At 67.3% G+C, this 15,876-nt stretch carries 15 protein-coding genes and 1 tRNA gene; 11 read left to right on the top strand and 5 right to left on the bottom strand.

The genetic code is table 11. The features are described from left to right. The first annotated feature begins 23 nt into the window (after window positions 1-23). From VTU_RS0107950 to VTU_RS0107920, 7 genes are all read left to right on the top strand, one after another. Window positions 24-761 carry an aspartate/glutamate racemase family protein gene (locus VTU_RS0107950; protein WP_010103042.1) on the top strand — a complete coding sequence of 246 codons (738 nt, stop codon included), beginning with the start codon at window positions 24-26 and terminating at the stop codon, window positions 759-761. A gap of 43 nt (window positions 762-804) precedes the next feature. Continuing rightward, window positions 805-1,482, top strand: coding sequence for a GntR family transcriptional regulator (locus VTU_RS0107945; protein WP_010103040.1), 678 nt, complete (start codon window positions 805-807; stop codon window positions 1,480-1,482). Window positions 1,483-1,570: 88 nt separating this feature from the next. Continuing rightward, on the top strand, window positions 1,571-2,383 hold the full coding sequence (locus tag VTU_RS0107940; protein WP_040892504.1) for a shikimate dehydrogenase family protein: 813 nt from the start codon (window positions 1,571-1,573) through the stop codon (window positions 2,381-2,383). Continuing rightward, complete coding sequence (locus VTU_RS32630) at window positions 2,380-2,559, top strand: hypothetical protein (protein ID WP_010103036.1); 180 nt, start codon at window positions 2,380-2,382, stop codon at window positions 2,557-2,559. The genes VTU_RS0107940 and VTU_RS32630 overlap by 4 nt, the downstream gene beginning before the upstream one ends. Before the next feature lie 13 nt (window positions 2,560-2,572). Continuing rightward, window positions 2,573-4,384: a DNA recombination protein RmuC gene (locus VTU_RS0107930; protein WP_010103034.1), complete on the top strand. Its 1,812-nt coding sequence runs from the start codon at window positions 2,573-2,575 to the stop codon at window positions 4,382-4,384. After that, window positions 4,381-5,553 carry an MFS transporter gene (locus VTU_RS0107925; RefSeq protein ID WP_010103032.1) on the top strand — a complete coding sequence of 391 codons (1,173 nt, stop codon included), beginning with the start codon at window positions 4,381-4,383 and terminating at the stop codon, window positions 5,551-5,553. Before VTU_RS0107930 ends, VTU_RS0107925 begins: the two co-directional genes overlap by 4 nt. A 41-nt stretch (window positions 5,554-5,594) precedes the next feature. After that, the gene (locus VTU_RS0107920) at window positions 5,595-6,470 is read left to right on the top strand and encodes a creatininase family protein (protein ID WP_050809458.1); all 876 of its coding nucleotides are present in this window, start codon (window positions 5,595-5,597) and stop codon (window positions 6,468-6,470) included. A gap of 64 nt (window positions 6,471-6,534) precedes the next feature. Here VTU_RS0107920 and VTU_RS0107915 read toward each other — a convergent pair. From VTU_RS0107915 to VTU_RS0107905, 3 genes are all read right to left on the bottom strand, one after another. Then, window positions 6,535-6,611 (bottom strand) — tRNA-Val (locus tag VTU_RS0107915). A 91-nt stretch (window positions 6,612-6,702) separates the two neighbouring features. Next, window positions 6,703-8,916: a RelA/SpoT family protein gene (locus VTU_RS0107910; protein ID WP_010103028.1), complete on the bottom strand. Its 2,214-nt coding sequence runs from the start codon at window positions 8,914-8,916 to the stop codon at window positions 6,703-6,705. Then, on the bottom strand, window positions 8,913-9,872 hold the full coding sequence (locus tag VTU_RS0107905) for an alpha/beta fold hydrolase (protein WP_010103026.1): 960 nt from the start codon (window positions 9,870-9,872) through the stop codon (window positions 8,913-8,915). Before VTU_RS0107905 ends, VTU_RS0107910 begins: the two co-directional genes overlap by 4 nt. 70 nt (window positions 9,873-9,942) lie before the next feature. Between VTU_RS0107905 and VTU_RS0107900 the strand changes: the two genes are divergently transcribed. From VTU_RS0107900 to VTU_RS26515, 3 genes are all read left to right on the top strand, one after another. Beyond that, window positions 9,943-10,725 (top strand): 3-hydroxybutyrate dehydrogenase, encoded by a 783-nt coding sequence (locus VTU_RS0107900; protein ID WP_010103024.1) that lies wholly within the window; start codon window positions 9,943-9,945, stop codon window positions 10,723-10,725. A gap of 275 nt (window positions 10,726-11,000) precedes the next feature. Next, window positions 11,001-11,732 carry an osmolarity response regulator transcription factor OmpR gene (gene ompR / locus VTU_RS0107895; RefSeq protein ID WP_010103022.1) on the top strand — a complete coding sequence of 244 codons (732 nt, stop codon included), beginning with the start codon at window positions 11,001-11,003 and terminating at the stop codon, window positions 11,730-11,732. Window positions 11,733-11,739: 7 nt separating this feature from the next. Further along, the gene (locus VTU_RS26515) at window positions 11,740-13,275 is read left to right on the top strand and encodes a sensor histidine kinase family protein (protein WP_081479756.1); all 1,536 of its coding nucleotides are present in this window, start codon (window positions 11,740-11,742) and stop codon (window positions 13,273-13,275) included. Here VTU_RS26515 and ispF read toward each other — a convergent pair. Together ispF and VTU_RS0107880 are read right to left on the bottom strand one after the other, a co-directional pair. Beyond that, a complete protein-coding gene (gene ispF, locus VTU_RS0107885; RefSeq protein WP_010103018.1) occupies window positions 13,272-13,751 on the bottom strand; it encodes a 2-C-methyl-D-erythritol 2,4-cyclodiphosphate synthase in 480 nt (159 codons plus the stop codon). The genes VTU_RS26515 and ispF overlap by 4 nt on opposite strands. After that, window positions 13,751-14,545 (bottom strand): IspD/TarI family cytidylyltransferase, encoded by a 795-nt coding sequence (locus tag VTU_RS0107880; protein ID WP_010103017.1) that lies wholly within the window; start codon window positions 14,543-14,545, stop codon window positions 13,751-13,753. The genes ispF and VTU_RS0107880 overlap by 1 nt, the downstream gene beginning before the upstream one ends. 228 nt (window positions 14,546-14,773) lie before the next feature. Here VTU_RS0107880 and VTU_RS0107875 point away from each other — a divergent pair, with 228 nt between their 5' ends. Next, window positions 14,774-15,853: a glycerophosphodiester phosphodiesterase gene (locus tag VTU_RS0107875; protein WP_010103016.1), complete on the top strand. Its 1,080-nt coding sequence runs from the start codon at window positions 14,774-14,776 to the stop codon at window positions 15,851-15,853. Window positions 15,854-15,876 lie beyond the last annotated feature (23 nt).

The raw sequence follows: 15,876 nt of genomic DNA, 5'->3' as shown, positions 1-15,876 counted from the left end.
AACGACCGCAGAAAGATCCTCCGATGACGCAGTCCTCCCGATCCAGCATCGCGCGCGGCGGCAGGGCCGTGTACGGTGCGCCGCTGGGCATCCTGATGCTGGAAGCGCGCTTTCCCCGCATTCCCGGTGACATGGGCAATGGCCTGACTTGGCCCTTTCCCGTGCTCTACAAGGTGGTGCGCGGCGCGAGCCCCGGGAAGGTCGTGCTCGACGGCGCGCGGGGCCTGCTGCCGGACTTCATCGATGCGGCCCAGGACCTGGTGCGCGAGGGAGCCGAGGCCATCACCACGAACTGCGGTTTCCTTTCGTTGTTCCAACAGGAACTCGCCGCCGCGGTGAACGTGCCGGTGGCTACTTCATCGCTGATGCAGGTGCCCTGGGTGCAGGCGACGCTGCCGCCCGGCAAGCGCGTGGGCATCGTTACCGTGAGCGGCTCCGCGCTGACGCCGGCGCACCTGCGCGCCGCCGGCGTGCCGTGCGACGTCCCGATGGAAGGCACCGAAAACGGTCGCGAATTCTTTCGTGTGCTCATCCGGGCCGAGAAGGACGATATGGACGTCGCACTGGCCGAGCAGGACATCCTCGACGCCGGCCAGGCGCTGGTCGAGCGCCATCCCGAGGTCGGCGCGATCGTCCTCGAATGCACGAACATGCCGCCGTATGCTGCGGCGCTGCAGGCTGCGCTCAACATGCCCGTGTACGACATCTACGCGATGATCACCTGGTTCCATGCCGGCCTGAGACCGCGCGTCTTTGGCTGACAATGCGCGCCTCAACGCACACGAAATACAAAGGGAGAATGCCTTGCGAGAAGCCGCGAAAGACAGCGTCGCCCAACTGGTCCACGGGCAGCTGCGTTCCATGGCCATTGGCTACGAGTTCAAGCCTGGCGAGCGGCTGAATGAAGGCGAGTTGGCCAAGCGGCTCGGCGTCAGTCGCACGCCGCTGCGCGAGGCGCTGCATCGCCTGAATACCGAAGGCCTGCTGCACTTCGTCCCGGGCAAGGGATTTTTCTGCCGCGATCTCGACGTGCACGAGATTTTCTCGCTCTACGAAGTCCGCAAGGCGATCGAAGTCGCGGCGATCCGCCTCGCCATCGGGCGCGCCAAGGATCAGGACATCGACGACCTGCTTGGCTTCCTGGGCAGCACCGGGCCAGCCCCCGGCAACCGATCGACCGACGAACTCGTCGAACTCGACGAGACCTTCCACGAGCGCCTGATCGCGTTGTCGGGCAACCCGGAGATGCTGCGCGTGCTGCGCAACCTCAACGCACGCATCCACCTCGTGCGCTGGATCGACATGGAACGCTGCGACCGGACGCTGACGCAAACGGAGCATCTCTCGGCCCTGCAGGCGCTCAAGGCACGCAACGACACGGCCTGCGTCGCGATCCTCGAAAAGCACATCGATCGCCGCCTTGACCAGATCACCTCGGCATTGCGCGCGGGCTACGCACAGATCTACATGCCGCAGACGTGAGTGTCCCAAGGGCGCTACCGGGCTGGAACTGCTGGGCAATCCGCACGTCCGCAAGGCCTATCTCGGGCATTGACCAACGGAGCGACCGATGTGGGAGATTACAGGACACACCCGGGTATTGGCGATACTCGCCGACCCCATTCACCAGGTGAAGACGCCGCAGTGCATCAACGAGCTGCTGCGTGCACAGGGCGTGGATGCGGCGATGGTCCCGCTCCATGTGGGAGCGCATGATCTGGCAACGGTGTTCTCGGCGCTGCGGCGGGTGCGAAGCTTCGCCGGCTGCATCGTCACGATGCCACACAAGACAGCGGTCGTCGCATTGTGCGATGAGCTGAGCGTCGAGGCCCGGCAAACCGATGCCGTCAACGCAGTGCGCCGCCTTGCCGACGGCAGGATGCGCGGGGGCATGCTGGACGGCATCGGTTTCATCGATGGCCTGCGCCGCCACGGCATCGAGCCGGCCGGCCACTGCGTCTACCTGGCAGGGGCCGGCGGCGCGGCGCGCGCCATCGCGTTCGCTCTGGCCGATGCCGGTGCGCGGCGGCTGACCATCGCGAATCGCAGCGTCGAGCGCGCCGAGCAGTTGGTCGAGCGTGTGCGGCGCTGGCACCCGAACATCGAACTCGCGGTCGGCGACTCCAACCCTGGGGGCCATGCACTCGTCGTCAACGCCACGTCGCTCGGACTGCGGCCAGAGGACCCGTTGCCGATGGATGTGGCGCAACTGGATGCGACCCAGACCGTGGCCGAGATCATCATGGAGCCGGCAGAGACCGCGCTGATGCAGGCTGCATGGGCGCGTGGATGCCGGGTCCACGCGGGTGCGCCCATGTTGGCGGGGCAGGCCCGATTGATGGCCGAGTTCATGCTCGGCCAGCCGCTGTCCGCAGCCGCATGAGCCTGCGCAGGGCAGCGCACTTGAGCAGTCGGAGCGCATGGGGTCAGGCCGGCGTCTGGCGTCTGGTGTTTCGCTGCGCCAAGGAACTGACCGTAGACTACCGCGCAGACCTGTCCGCAGGCAGGCTCGCGCAGCGCCGATTCCAGAACGCCTTGTTTGGCCCCGACATAGATTAGATGGTGAAAAACCTTGACCGCTGAGACACTCGCTTCACTCACCGCGCTGGCCCTGGTGCTGGCGCTTTTGCTGTTATTGCTGCTGCGCCGCCCGCAGGTGGATCTGCCTGCCGAGTGGCTCGCGCGCTTGCAGGCGCTCGAAGCCGCAACGCAGGCCACCCGGCTGGCCGTGGCCAAAAACGACGGCGCGCTGGACGCGCTGGCGCAGCAGCTCGGGGGCTTTACCCAGAGCACGCAGAACACGTTGGAGACCCTGCGCCGTGCGGTGGACGAGCGCCTGGCGCAGGCCGTGACCGAATCGCGCAGCGGCCGGGCCGAGTTGCTGGCCGCATTCGGCCTGTTCGAGGCGCGGCTGGAGCAGCGGCAGACGGCGCTCGACGCCTCGCTGGCGCAGCGCTTCGACGGCCTGCAGCAGGCCGTCGCGGGGCGGCTGGAGGAAAGCAGCAAGGCCCTGCTCGCGCATCTGGCGCAGGGTCAGGCGGACTCGGCCATGGCGCGCCAGGAGCTCTCGGATCGGCTCGCCGGCTTTCGCACCGAACTCACGGCCAGCACCGCCGCGCTGGCGGCCGAGAGCGTCAAGTCGCGCCAGGCCATGGGCGAGAGCACGGCATTGTTTGAAAAGCGCATCCAGGAGCGCTTCGAGGCGCTCACGGCGGCCACGCGCAGCACGCTCGATTCGCTCAAGGGCGACATTCAGGGGCAGCTGGGGGCGGTGTCCGGCGCGCTCAGGGACCAGCTCGAAGCCAACGGCTCTCAGATCAAGAACCAGTTCTCGGTGCTGCAGGACGCCGTGTCGCAGCAGCTCGGTGGCCTGGTGCAGGGCAGCCAGCACAACGCCGAACAACTGCGCAACGCGCTCAACGAGCGCCTGGCGGCGATCCAGGCCGACAACGCCACCCGGCTCGAAGAAATGCGCCGCACGGTGGACGAAAAGCTGCACGCCACGCTCGAGCAGCGCCTGGGGGAATCCTTCAAGCTCGTGAGCGAGCGACTGGAACAGGTGCACAAGGGCCTGGGCGAGATGCAGACGCTGGCGGGCAGCGTCGGCGACCTCAAGCGCGTGATGAGCAATGTGAAGTCGCGCGGCACCTGGGGCGAAATGCAGCTGGGTGCGATCATCGAGAACGTGCTCACACCCGAGCAGTTCGCGCGCAACGTGAAGACCGTCCCGGGCAGCGACGAGCTGGTGGAGTTCGCCATCCGCCTGCCGGGCAGGAACGACGTGCACCCGGTGTGGCTGCCCATAGACGCCAAGTACCCGGTCGAGCAATACCAGCGCCTGATGGACGCGCAGGACGCTGCCGACAAGGCGGCGACGCTTTCGGCGGGCAACGCCTTTGAGACCTCGGTGCGCAACGAGGCCCGCAAGATCTTCGCCAAATACGTCTCGCCGCCGCACACCACCGACTTTGCCGTGCTCTACCTGCCCACGGAAAGCCTGTTTGCCGAAGTCATGCGCCGCCCCGGCCTGGTCGAGGCCGTGCAGAACGAATGCCGCGTGATGATCACCGGCCCGGCGAACCTGGCGGCCATGCTCAACAGCCTGCAAATGGGCTTCAAGACGCTGGCGATCGAAAAGCGATCGTCCGAGGTCTGGAGCCTGCTGGGCAGTGTGAAGACCGAGTTCGCGAAGTTTGGCGACGTGGTCGAAGCCACCAAGAAATCCATAGACGCTGCGGCCAGGCGCTTCGACGAGGTGGGCGTTCGCACCCGCGCCATCGAGCGCAAGCTGCGCGCCGTGCAGGAACTGCCCGCGCCGGATGCGGCCCTGCCGCTGGCCGATGGCGCGGCGCCCGGGGCGCAGTCCGAGGACGATGCGCCGTGAACTGGGCCCTGGTGCGGCTGATCGCCGGCCAGATCTGCCTGCACGCCTGCATGGCCGGAATGCGCATGGCAGCGCCGCTGCTGGCCTTGCGCGATGGCTACAGCGCTGCGTCCGTGGGCGTGCTGCTGGCGCTGTTCGCGCTCGTGCAGGTGTTTCTGGCCTTGCCCGCGGGACGCTACGCGGACCGCCATGGCCTCAGGCGCCCGGTCGGCCACGCCGTGGTGGTGGCCGTGGCGGGGGCCTCGCTGGCTCTGCTGTTCCCCGGCTTTCCGGCGCTGTGCCTGGCCGCGCTGATGACGGGTGGGGCGACCGGCGCCGTGACCATCGCACTGCAGCGCCACGTGGGCCGCGCCGCGCATGACGCGACGCAGCTGCGGCAGGTCTTCAGCTGGCTGGCCATCGGGCCGGCGCTGTCCAACTTCATTGGCCCCTTCTGCGCCGGGCTCATGATCGACCATGCGGGCAGCGAGGCGGGCAGCACCGGGGGCTACCGCGCCGCCTTCGCGCTCATGGCCCTGCTGCCCCTGTGCACTTGGTTCTGGGTGCGCGACGCGGTGGAACTGCCCCCCGTGATCGCCGCAGCGGGTGGTCCGCCGCGGCGCGCGTGGGACCTGATGAACGAGACGCCGTTTCGCCGCCTCCTGATCGTGAACTGGGTCCTCTCGTCCTGCTGGGACGTGCACACCTTCGTCGTTCCGCTGATCGGGCACGAGCGCGGCCTGTCGGCCTCGGTCATCGGCTCCATCCTCGGGGGCTTTGCCATTGCAGCGGCGACGATCCGGGTGCTCATGCCGCTGGTCGCCGAGCGCCTGCGCGAGCCGGTGGTGGTGGCCGGTGCCATGCTGCTCACGACGCTGCTGTTCGGCGTGTATCCGCTGCTCGACAGCGCGCCGGGAATGGGCCTGTGCTCCGTGCTGCTGGGCTTTGCGCTGGGTTCGGTACAGCCCATGGTGGTGAGCCTGCTGCATCAGATTACGCCCGCGCACCGCCACGGCGAGGCGCTGGGCCTGCGGCTGATGGTGATCAATGCATCGAGCGTTCTCATGCCCATGCTGTTCGGCTCGGCCGGCGCCGTGATCGGCGCGGGGGGGCTGTTCTGGCTGACCGGTGCCGGCGTCGGCGCCGCGGTGCGGATGGCCTGGCGCTTGGAAGAAAAGGGCCGGGGCTGAGCGCGGGGCGAGGGCAGGGCGCTTGCGACTACCATCGCGCAATGACCGCCGATGCTCCGTCTCCACCGTCTCCCGACAGGCCTTGCGCCCTGTCTTCGCGCTTCTGGGCCGGGTTGTCCACGCGCGAGTTCGCCCAACTCCAGGCCTCGGGCCAGGCCGCGCAGACCGTGGCGGTGCTGCCCGTGGCCGCCATCGAGCAGCACGGCCCGCACCTGCCGCTCGCGGTGGACGCCAGTCTGCTGCAGGGCGTGATCGACGCGGCGTTGCCGCAGCTGCCCGTTGACCTGCCGGTTCTCTTCTTGCCCCCGCAGAACGTGGGCCTGAGTCCGGAGCACATCCGCTTTCCGGGAACCCTGACGCTCTCTCCCGCAACGGTGATCGCGCTGTGGACCGAGATCGGCGAGTGTGTCGCGCGCGCCGGGGTGAGGAAGCTGCTGCTGTTCAACGGCCACGGTGGCCAAGTCGGCGTGATGGACATCGTGGCGCGCGGGCTGCGCACGCGCTGCGATCTCATCGTCTACAGCGCCAGCTGGTTCAGCCTGCCCTTGCCCGAGTCCGTGGAGCAGCAGTTCAGCGCGCAGGAGCAGCGCTTTGGCGTCCACGCGGGCGAGATCGAGACCTCGATGATGCTGCATCTCTCGCCCGCGACGGTGCGCATGGAGCATGCGCGGGATTTTCGTTCGACGTCGCAGGACCGGGCGCAACGCTACGCGATTCTGGGCAACGGCAAGAGCGCCCGGCTCGGATGGCAGATGCAGGACTACCACCCGGCGGGGGCGGTGGGGAATGCGGCAGGGGCCTGCGCGCAGAAGGGTCGGGCCGTGGTGGCCGCGGCAGCGCAGCAGTTGGTGGCCTTGCTGCAGGAGTTGCACGCTTTGCCACTGAGCACTTTGGTGGACGGGGTAGGGCCGTTTTAGCCTTTGTCGGGCTTGGGCTGATGCCGGTGTGCAGATCGATGCGCTGACCAGATCCGGAAAAATCTGGTAGGCGCGATTGGACTCGAACCAACGACCCCCACCATGTCAAGGTGGTGCTCTAACCAGCTGAGCTACGCGCCTGTCACCGGCCGCGATTGTAGCCGCAAAAATCGGCCGCTCTGGCCGGCGCGCAACAAATCGCGCTGGGCACGGGGGGCTTCGACGAAAGCGCTCAGCGGCGGCGCGCAGAGCGCACGCCCGGCACCGCGGCCACGCTGCCCAGCACCTTGTTCAGGCGGCCGGAGTCGGTCACCTCGACGGTAAAGGTCATCCATGCCGTGCCCTTGACGGACTGGGTCTGCACGCCAATCACGTTGGTCTTTTCGCGCGCGAAGACTTCCGAGACGTCGCGCAGCAGGCATTGCCGGTCGGCGGCCTCCACGGTCACGTCCACCGGGTATACGGGGGCCAGGGCCGATTGCTTGGGCAGGCCCCATTCCACTTCGATCACGCGCTCGGCGCTGCGCGCGGCCATTTCGTGGAAGTTGCCGCAGTCTGCGCGGTGCACGCTGACCCCCTTGCCGCGCGTGACGAAGCCGCGAATCGGGTCGGGCGGCGCGGGCTTGCAGCACTTGGCCAACTGGGTCATGAGCGAGGCCAGGCCGACCACCAGCACGCCGCCCTTGGGGGCCGAATCGCTGCTGCGCGTCTTTTTGTGCAGCAAGGGCTCGTCGGGCTGTGCGGCGGGCCCGGGCGGGCGCAGCAGCGTTTCGATGTTGCGCAGCGAGAACTCGTCCTTGCCCACGACTTCGAACAGCGCATCGGCCGATTTGAAGCCCAGCTGCGCGGCGAGCTCGTCGAGCTTGACGGCGGTCCTGCCTTCGCGTTGCAGCAGTTTTTCCACCGCTTCGCGGCCCCGGGCCACGGTTTCGTGCGTCGTCTGGGCGTTGAACCAGGCGCGCACCTTGGCCTTGGCGCGGTGGCTGGCCAAGTAGCCCAGCTCGGCGTTGAGCCAGTCGCGCGAGGGGCGGCCCTCCTTGGCGGTGGCTATCTCCACCGTCTGTCCGTTGTGCAGGGGGGTGTTCAGCGGAACCATGGCGCCGTCGACCTTGGCGCCCCGGCAGCGGTGCCCCACGCTGGTGTGCACGGCGTAGGCAAAGTCAACGGGTGTCGCGCCCTGCGGCAGTTCCACCACGGCGGCGTCGGGCGTGAGCACGTAGATGCGGTCCTCGAACAGGCCCCGGTTCGACCAGGCGCCCGACAGATCGCGCTCCCAGGCCAGCAGCTGGCGCAGCACGGCGATCTTGGCGTCGTACTCGCCCGCAGCGGATACGCCCGCGTAGCCCTTGTTGCCCGCCTCCTTGTAAGCCCAGTGCGCCGCCACGCCGTGCTCGGCATGCTCGTGCATGGCCTGGGTGCGGATCTGGATCTCGATGGGCCGCCCGTCGGCGTCGCGCACGATGGTGTGCAGCGACTGGTAGCCGTTGGGCTTGGGCCGGGCGATGTAGTCGTCAAACTCTTCCACGATGGGCTGGAGTTGCTCGTGCACCCAGCTCAGGGCGGCGTAGCAGTCCTTCACCGTGGGAACGATCACGCGCAGCGCGCGGATGTCGAACACCTGGTCGAAGTCGAGCGACTTGCCGCGCATTTTCTTGACGATGCTGTAGATGTGCTTCGGGCGCCCCTGCACGCTGGCGCTGATGCTGCGCGCGCGCAGGTCGGCCTCGAGCCGGGCGCGCAGCTGTTCCATGTAGAGCTCGCGCTCGCCGCGCTTTTCGTCGAGCAGGCGGGCCACCTTCTTGTAGGTGTCGGGCTCGAGAAAGCGCAGGGCCAGGTCTTCCAGTTCCCACTTCAGCTGCCAGATTCCCAGGCGATTGGCCAGCGGCGCAAATACCTGCAGCGATTCGCGCGCCATGCTGGGCGAAACGGGGCGCTTGTTGGCCGCGTGATAGCGCAGCGTCTGCAAGCGTGAGGCCAGGTGCAGCAGCACCACGCTCAGGTCGCGCGAGAAGGCGAGCAGCATCTTGCGCACGTTCTCGGTCTGCACGGCAGGGTCGTCCACGTGCTGCGCGGCGCGGGCCTGCTGCTGCACGCGCATGAGCTTGGTGCTTTCCATCGCCAGCGTCGCAAAGTGGGCGCCAAAGGTTTTGGCGATCACCTCCTCGGGCTTGTTCAGGTGCATGCAGGCGTGCTCCAGGTAGGCCGCGGCCTGCATGGCCTCGGAGCCGCCGATTTCCTTGAGGAGCGCGGCCACGGCGTCGGCGTGGGCGAGTGTGTTCTCGCCACTGTCCAGGGTTTCGCCGGCGATCAGGGGCTCGGCGAAGGCGCGCGCACGCGCCAGCGCGTTCAGCTGCTCGGGCAACTGGTGCGCAGTGGCGGCGATGAGCTGTACAACGGCGTCTGCCTGGGGAGGGGAGGACACCAAGACCAGGGGCTTGGTTTTCATCCGGCCACAGCGTCTTCTGCCGCCAGCAAAAATTGCTTCACGGTCGCAACTTGGTCGGCCGCGACCAGCGTGGGCGCATGCCCCAAGCCTTCGAATTCGACGACGCGCGCCTGCGGCCCGCGCCGCGCCATGGCCTGCGCAGCCGCGCGCGAAAGCAGGTCCGACTGCGCGCCGCGCAGCAGCAGCGTGCGCGCCGTGATGCGCTCGTACAGCTGCCACAGCGCGGCCTCGCCGGCCACGGCGGCGTCCTGCGTCAGGGCATTGAACGGCACGGCGATGGCCGGGTCGTAGTGCAGCGTGAATCTGCCGTCGGGCAACGGGCGCACCATGGCGCGCGACAGCTCAAACCACTGCGCGGGCGAGTGCGGCCCGAACGGGCGGGAAATCGCCCATAGCGCGTCCGCGGCCTGCTGCTGCGACTCGAAACGCGCCATTTTTCCCAGGTACTTGCCGATGCGCTGCAAGGCCGACCAATCGATGGCCGGCCCCACGTCGTTGAGCACCAGCCGGCGCAGCGCAACGGGCAGGGGCAGCTCCGGCTGGCCCGCGATGACCATGCCGATCAGTCCGCCCATGCTGGTTCCCACCCAGTCCAGCGTGCCGATCGGACCCTGCTGCTGCAATTGCGCCAGCAGGGCCAGCATGTCGGCCGCGTACTGCGGGACCTGGTAGCCCATGGGGTCGGCCAGCCAGTCGCTCTGGCCACGCCCGACCACATCAGGGCAAATGACGCGCGCATGCCCGCTCAGCGCGCGCGCCAGGGTGTCGAAGTCGCGCCCCTGGCGGGTCAGGCCGTGCACGCAAAGCACCACGTGCGGATGCGCCGGCTGGTCCGTGGCGTTCCACTCCCAGTACGCCATGCGGTGCAGCTGCGCTGCGGCGGGTGCTTGGGCGCAGGGGGTGCCCGGGGCCGCAATGCCGGGGCACGGTACATGGTTCAGACGGGGTTCGGTCATGGGTGCAGAATCCGGGGCCGCGCGCTAATGATTGCCGCGCTTGCATCGTAATTCATTCGGAGGGACTCTCATGCTGAAAGGCAAAACCGCACTCGTGACCGGCTCCACCAGCGGCATTGGTCTGGGAATCGCCCAGGCCCTGGCGCGCCAGGGCGCGAACATCGTGCTCAATGGCTTTGGCGATGTGGACGCTGCCCGCAGCCAGGTGCTGGCCGCAGGCGAGGCCGCCGCAGCCCGGGTGGCCTACCACGGCGCCGACATGTGCCGCGTTGCCGACATCGAGGACCTGATGAAGTACAGCGTCTCGCAGTTCGGGCGCGTGGACATTCTCGTGAACAACGCCGGAATCCAGCATGTGGCGAATGTGGAGGATTTCCCGGTCGAGCGCTGGGACGCGGTGATCGCCGTCAACCTCACGAGCGCCTTTCACACCTGCCGCGTGGCGCTGCCGGCGATGCAGAACGCCAACTGGGGCCGCATCATCAATGTGGCGTCGGTGCACGGCCTGGTGGGGTCGGCCCAAAAGTCGGCCTACGTCGCGGCCAAGCACGGCATCGTGGGGCTGACCAAGGTCATCGCGCTGGAGAACGCCACCACGGGCGTGACCTGCAATGCCATCTGCCCCGGCTGGGTGCTCACGCCGCTGGTGCAAAAACAGGTAGACGCCAAGGCCGCCGAGCATGGCCTGTCGGACGAGGACGCGAAAAAGCTGCTGCTCCGCGAGAAAGAGCCCTCCATGCAGTTCAGCACGCCCGAAGAACTGGGCGAGTTGGTGTTGTTTTTCTGTTCGCCCGCGGCGAACAATGTGCGCGGCGCGGCTTGGAACATGGACGGCGGCTGGGCCGCGCAGTAGGTATTTCCGGCCAGGCGATTCGAAGGCCGGGCGGGCAGTGCCTCCCCCTGTGCCGTAGTCTCCCAAGGGCTTTCAGGGCCTGTGAATCCGGTGCTTTGGGCAGACAGACACCGCCCGGACCGGGCCTGTGCGGCAGCGCTGGAAAAGCCCCCTCGGCCACCATGCGCGGCGGGGAAACATTTGAAACACTTTGTCAAGCCCCCTCCCAAAAACCGGATTTCGGCGTTCCAACTGGTCAGAATCGGCGCTGTTACAAATAGCCCGGGATCAATGATATGGCCACAGCAATCAACCGCGTCGACAAAATTCTGGTAGTGGATGACGATGCACGCATCCGCGATCTGCTGCGCCGTTACCTGACGCAGGAAGGCTTTGAAGTCATGGTCGCCGAAGACGGCAAGACCCTCAACCGCCTGCTGCTGCGCGAGACGGTGGACCTCATCGTGCTCGATCTGATGATGCCCGGCGAGGACGGGCTCTCCATCTGCCGCCGCCTGCGCGCCGCCAACGACCGCACCCCGATCATCATGCTCACCGCCAAGGGCGAGGACGTGGACCGCATCGTGGGTCTGGAAGTGGGCGCTGACGACTATCTGGGAAAGCCCTTCAACCCCCGCGAACTGCTCGCGCGCATCCACGCCGTGCTGCGCCGCCGCCCTGCGCAGGAAGCGCCGGGCGCGCCCTCCGGTGAGGTTGAGGTGGTCACCTTTGGTCCCTTCACCTTCGACCTGGGAACCCGTGCCTTGCAGCGCAATGGCGAAGAACTGCCCTTGACCACCGGCGAATTCGCCATGCTCAAGGCCCTGGTGCGCCACCCGCGCCAGCCGCTGTCGCGCGAAAAACTGGCCCTGCTGGCGCGTGGCCGCGAGTTCGAGCCCTTTGACCGCAGCCTGGACGTGCAGATTTCGCGCCTGCGCAAACTGGTGGAGGTGGACGCCACCGCGCCGCGCTACATCCAGACCGTGTGGGGCGTGGGCTACGTGTTCGTGCCGGATGGAGCCGGTTGACCTCCCCATGTCCAAGACCACCGGGGGCTGGCCGAGAATTTCTCTTTGGAAGTCCTCGGTTGCATCTTGGTGGGCTGGCCTCGCGCCGCAGGGGTGGATCTCCCGTGCGCGGGAACTGCGCGCGCGCGTGCTTCTGAGTCTTTTCTGGCGCACTTTCATCTTGCTCGTGCTGCTGCAGGTGGGCAGCATTCTGGCGTGGCTACAGACGCTGCGCACGCTCGAATCCGAGCCGCTGACGCTGCAAACCGCGCAGCAGATCGCGTCGCTGGTGAACCTGAGCCGCACGATGCTGGTGCATGCCGACGCGATCACGCGCGTGTTGCTGCTCAAGACCATGGCCGATCAGGAAGGCGTGCGCATCCTCCCGCGCGAGCCCGGGGACCAGTTCGTCCCCCTGGGGCCGACTACGCTGGGCAACCGCCTGACGGATGAGTTGACGGTGCGGCTCGGGCCCGACACCATCGTCGCCCAGAGCGTGAACGGCGACAACGGCCTGTGGGTGGGCTTCAACATCAATGGCGACTCGAACTGGCTGCGCATGGACCATTCGCGCTTCAACCCGGCCGGGGGGCGCACCTGGACGATCTGGCTGATCACGGCCGGAGCCCTTTCGCTGGCCTGCGCGGCCGCCATTGCGCTGCGCATCAACCGGCCGCTGAAACAGCTGTCCTACGCAGCGAACCGGATCAAGGACGGCGACTTTGCCGCCAGCCGGCTGGATGAGGAAGTAGTGACCAGCGAGATCCGCGAGGTCAACCGGGGTTTCAACCGCATGACCCAGACGCTTGCCAAGTTGGAACATGACCGCGCCGTGATGCTCGCCGGCATCTCGCACGACCTGCGCACCCCGCTGGCACGGCTGCGGCTGGAAACCGAGATGAGCGTGGTCGACGGGGCGGCGCGTGAGCACATGGTGGCAGACATCGTGCAGTTGGACGCCATCATCGACAAGTTCCTCGACTACGCACGGCCCGATCACGTCACGCTCACGCCCATCAACCTGCACGCCGTGGTGTCCTCCTGCATGTACGCGGTGCAGGACCACCGCGAACTGCAGATCAGCATATCCGTTCCCGAGGATCTCTACGTCCTGGCCGACGAGGTGGAACTGGCGCGCGTGATTTCCAACCTGTTGGAAAACGCGCGGCGCTATGGCAAGACCGAAGGCACGGAAGTCGCCCGCGTGGAGATCGCCGCCAAGCCCCGGGAGGATTGGGTGCTCATGAAACTGCGCGACCATGGCGCGGGGGTGCCCCCCGATCAGATCCCGAACCTCACAAAACCGTTCTTCCGCGGCAACTTTGCCCGCACCGCGGCCACCGGCGCGGGGCTCGGGCTGTCCATCGTGGACAAGACGGTGCAGCGCATGGGGGGCGCCTTTGCGCTGACCAACGCGAACAGCGGCGGTCTGGTGGCGCAGTTGCAATTGCAGCGCGCCACGGACCTGCCCCAGGGGACCGATTCCTCCAGACAACGCCTGCAGCGGCCTGCCATCAAGCGCTACCTGCCTCCCCGGCCGCCGCCACAGGACAAGGTCGCTTAGCGCGCATGGATCAGCGCCACAGCGCGCGCCTCGATCGCCAGCTTCTGCCCCACGGGGCCCAGTCCTTCGGCGGTCTTGGCCTTGACGTTCACCTGCCCCTCGGCGACGCCGACGGCGCGGGCAATGGCGGCGCGCATTGCGGGGATGTGCGCGGCCAGGCGCGGCGCCTGCGCGAGCACGGTGCTGTCGATATTCCCGACCTCGTAGCCCGCAGCGCGCACGCGCCGCATCGCCTCGGCCAGCAGCACGCCCGAATCGGCGTCGCGAAAAGCAGCATCGGTGTCGGGAAAATGGCCGCCGATATCGCCCAGCGCGGCCGCGCCGAGCAGCGCATCGGTGATCGCGTGCAGCAGCACATCGGCGTCCGAGTGGCCGAGCAACCCCATGGGGTGGGCAATCTCCACGCCGCCGATCACCAGCCTGCGGCCGGGTACCAGCGCGTGCACATCCCAGCCTTCGCCGATCCTGAAATTCATCATATTGCCTCGCACCGTGATGTCGAAACCACCGATTCTCCCTGCTGGCGCTGTGCCAGCAGCGCCGCAGCCAGCGCGAAATCCTCGGGATAAGTGAGCTTGAAGTTCTGCGCCCCGGCGGGCACCAGCCGCGGGTGCAGGCCCAGCGCTTCCATCGCGCTGGCCTCGTCGGTGACGTGCGGGCCGGCCTGGGCCATGGCCGCCAGCAGCGCGCCAATGCGAAACATCTGCGGCGTTTGCGCCAGCCATTTGTCGCTGCGCTCCAGCGTGCCGACCACGCGCAGCCCGTCCGGACCGTCCACGCCGGTCTTCAAGGTATCAGCCAGCCGCTGCGCGAGCAGGCCGCCGACGCTGTCGTCGGCGCATTCGTCGATCAGCGCGTCGATCTGCCCGGAGGTCACCAGGCAGCGCGCGGCATCGTGCACCAGCACCCAGTCACCCGGCTGCGCGCCCTGCGCCAGCAAGGCCTGCAAGCCACCAAGCACCGTGTCGGCGCGCGTGCGGCCACCGCATGGCACGACGCGCAACGCGGGATGCGCATGCGCATCGAGAAAATGGTCCCCGGGCGCCACCGCCACCAGCGTTCCCAGCAGCCGCCGCACCCCGGCAAAAGCGGCCAGCGTGTGCAGCACCACAGGGCGCCCCGCCAGCAGGTGGTACTGCTTGGGCAATGAAGCCGCCGTGGGCCCTGCCGCCCGCGCGCCCACTCCGGCGCAGGGCAGCAGCGCCCAGAAGCGCCCCTGGGCAGATAAGGGGGCAGGGGAGGGAGGCGGCAAGGAATCGGTCTCGGTCATGGGGCGATTCTATGTTTCGATCTGCAGGCCCACGATCCAGCTTTGCGCTGTGCAGTGGCAGCAAAACCTGCACGTCATTTAACATAACAAACATCGTATCAATTATTGATGACCTGTCCGATGTGCTTGGAAGACGCCAGAATTTCCTCAATGTCACGCTACTTTCACACTGAATCACTAGCGTCGGGGTATTAAAAAAAACGCCCATTTTTTTCTTTCAGGACTCCTATGCATTTGTTCAGATTTGGCTCCCTGCGTCTTCTTTCCCTTGCCGGTTTGCTTGCACTCGGCGCCTGTGGCGGCGGCACCGACGGCGCCGCTTCCGCCGGGCATCTCTTTCACCAGCCGCGCGCTTTCGACCTGCAGGCCCACCGCGGCGGCGTGGGCCTGGTGGTGGAAAGCACCATCGCTTCGTTCACCAGTGCATTGGAGATAGGCGTCACCACCTTGGAGTTGGACACCCAGATCACCAAGGACGGCGTGGCCGTGGTCACGCACGACCGCAAGACTTCCGGCACGAAATGCAAGGACACCCGGCCCGCCAATACCGACGACCCGCTGTATCCCTATGTTGGCCGCTACATCAAGGACCTGACCCTGGCGCAGGTCAAAACGCTGGACTGCGGCTCGCTGCGCCAGGCGGCTTTTCCGGAGCAGCGCCTGGTGCCCGGCGCGCAGATGCCCACCCTGCGCGAGGTGTTCGAGCTCGTGCGCTCCTACCGCGCCGACCAGGTGCTGATGAACATAGAGACCAAGGTCGAGGCCGGCGCCCCGCAGGAAACGGCGCCGCGTGAGCTGTTCGTGCGCACCGTCGTGGACGAGATCCGCAGCTCGGGCCTGATGTCGCAAGTCACCATCCAGAGCTTCGATTGGGGCGCGCTGATGCTGGCGCGCCAACTGGAGCCAAGCATCCCGATCGTTGCGCTGACCAACGGCCAACAGTTCCTGCAGGCTGGCCAGCCCGGTGCCTCGCCCTGGCTCGGCGGCATCGACATCGACAACTTCGGCGGCGATCTGGTGCAGGCGGCCAAGTCTTTCGGCGCCGACGCGATCTCACCGGTGCATGGCGACCCGCAGAACGGCAAGGTGGGCGATGCCGGCTACGTGCCCTACACCACGCCCGAACTGGTGACCCGCACGCATGCAGCCGGCATGAAGATCATTCCCTGGACGGTGGACGACGAGAAGACCATGCATGCGCTGATGGACGCCAAGGTGGACGGCATCATCACCGACCGGCCGGACCTGTTGCGCAAGGTGATGACCGCGCGCGGCCTGCCGCTGCCACCGGTCGCGGCCAAGCGCTAGTGCTCTGCCCCGCAAATAGCGGC

The sequence above is a fragment of the Verminephrobacter aporrectodeae subsp. tuberculatae At4 genome (assembly GCF_000193225.1).
Lineage (GTDB): Bacteria > Pseudomonadota > Gammaproteobacteria > Burkholderiales > Burkholderiaceae_C > Acidovorax > Acidovorax aporrectodeae.
Note: the sequence above shows the minus strand (reverse complement) of the source record. Positions and strands in the feature narration are given on the sequence as shown.

What these genes read in the sequence shown, in the direction of transcription:
- VTU_RS0107950 (WP_010103042.1), top strand. Translation starts at nt 24, where the DNA reads ATGACGCAGTCCTCCCGATCCAGCATCGCGCGCGGCGGCAGGGCCGTG.
- VTU_RS0107940 (WP_040892504.1), top strand. Translation starts at nt 1,571, where the DNA reads ATGTGGGAGATTACAGGACACACCCGGGTATTGGCGATACTCGCCGAC.
- VTU_RS32630 (WP_010103036.1), top strand. Translation starts at nt 2,380, where the DNA reads ATGAGCCTGCGCAGGGCAGCGCACTTGAGCAGTCGGAGCGCATGGGGT.
- VTU_RS0107920 (WP_050809458.1), top strand. Translation starts at nt 5,595, where the DNA reads ATGACCGCCGATGCTCCGTCTCCACCGTCTCCCGACAGGCCTTGCGCC.
- VTU_RS0107910 (WP_010103028.1), bottom strand. Translation starts at nt 8,916, where the DNA reads ATGAAAACCAAGCCCCTGGTCTTGGTGTCCTCCCCTCCCCAGGCAGAC.
- VTU_RS0107905 (WP_010103026.1), bottom strand. Translation starts at nt 9,872, where the DNA reads ATGACCGAACCCCGTCTGAACCATGTACCGTGCCCCGGCATTGCGGCC.
- VTU_RS0107900 (WP_010103024.1), top strand. Translation starts at nt 9,943, where the DNA reads ATGCTGAAAGGCAAAACCGCACTCGTGACCGGCTCCACCAGCGGCATT.
- ompR (WP_010103022.1), top strand. Translation starts at nt 11,001, where the DNA reads ATGGCCACAGCAATCAACCGCGTCGACAAAATTCTGGTAGTGGATGAC.
- VTU_RS26515 (WP_081479756.1), top strand. Translation starts at nt 11,740, where the DNA reads ATGTCCAAGACCACCGGGGGCTGGCCGAGAATTTCTCTTTGGAAGTCC.
- ispF (WP_010103018.1), bottom strand. Translation starts at nt 13,751, where the DNA reads ATGAATTTCAGGATCGGCGAAGGCTGGGATGTGCACGCGCTGGTACCC.
- VTU_RS0107880 (WP_010103017.1), bottom strand. Translation starts at nt 14,545, where the DNA reads ATGACCGAGACCGATTCCTTGCCGCCTCCCTCCCCTGCCCCCTTATCT.
- VTU_RS0107875 (WP_010103016.1), top strand. Translation starts at nt 14,774, where the DNA reads ATGCATTTGTTCAGATTTGGCTCCCTGCGTCTTCTTTCCCTTGCCGGT.